The following is a 1,104-nucleotide window of genomic DNA, read 5'->3' on the forward strand; positions in this document are numbered from 1 at the left end:
GCGCCGGCGCCGGCGCGGCGCCGACCGAGGTCGCCCGGACCCGCCGCCGCCGGGCGAACACCAGGGCGACGGAACCGGCGGCGACACCGAGGACCAGCCAGCCGGCTACCGCGTCGAGCAGGTAGTGGTTGGCGGTCGACATGACGACGAAGAACGTGGCCGCGGGATAGAGCACCCCGAGGATCCGGGTCACCGTCCGGCGCCCGAAGCGCACGAGCAGGAACCCGCACCACAACGACCAGGCGCAGTGCAGCGACGGCAGCGCCGCGTACTGGTTGGTGATGCCTTCCAGGCCGTTCGGTGCGGCGCTGGCGGTCCCGGTCCACCAGCCCCAGCCCGCGAAGTGCGACATGGTGTCGGTGTACGAGGTGCCGGTGAGCAGCCGGGGCGGCGCCGTCGGGAACAGGAAGAACCCGACCAGGCAGATCAGCGTGGTCACCACGAGCGTCCAGCGCGCCTGCGCGTAGTGCCGGGTGTGCCGGCGGTGCGTCCACACCAGCAGGCCCGGCGTGACCACGAAGTGCAGCGTCGCGTAGTAGTAGCAGCACGCCACCGCCAGCACCGGGACGCTCTGCAGCCATCGGTTGAGGCTGAGCTCGATGTCGAGGTGCAGGAAGGTCTCGAATCGCACCAGGTCGTGGCCCATCCGCATCGCCTCGCCGGCGGAGGCGTCGGCGACGGAGCGGGTCCCGGTGTACGAGTAGTACAGGACGGCCAACATCAGCAACTCGACCCACCAGACCGGCAGACCGGTGGTCTGGTTACGCAAGCGCCTCACGATGCACCTCTCGAACGTCGCACTCTTCCCAAAGATCGCACTCTTCTCAAAGATCGCGCTCTTCCCCGACCGTCGGGACAGCCGCGGCCAGCAGCCCGAACACGGCCGGCATGCGAGCCGCGCGCGTCGGCCCAGGCCGGTCGCGGCCCACCGGGTTGCCGGGGCAGCGCACACTTCATGCTTCCACTCAACAGCATGGGCCGGTTGGTGCCGTCACGGGTCGATGCATGACCGGGTTCGGTGGGAAATCGCCTGACTTCTTGCGCGCGCGTCGCTGCGGTCCGCGTCCTCCCGGCCCGGGCCGGCCGGGGCGTCGAGGCGCGCCG

At 70.7% G+C, this 1,104-nt stretch carries 1 protein-coding gene; it reads right to left on the reverse strand.

All coding sequences use genetic code 11. The annotated features are described in order from the left end of the window. On the reverse strand, positions 1–778 hold a 778-nt coding region (locus tag ND748_RS32515), incomplete at its 3' end, for a phosphatase PAP2 family protein (protein ID WP_251750090.1). Positions 779–1,104 lie beyond the last annotated feature (326 nt).

This window comes from Frankia sp. AiPs1 (assembly GCF_023716945.1).
Classification (GTDB): Bacteria; Actinomycetota; Actinomycetes; order Frankiales; family Frankiaceae; genus Frankia.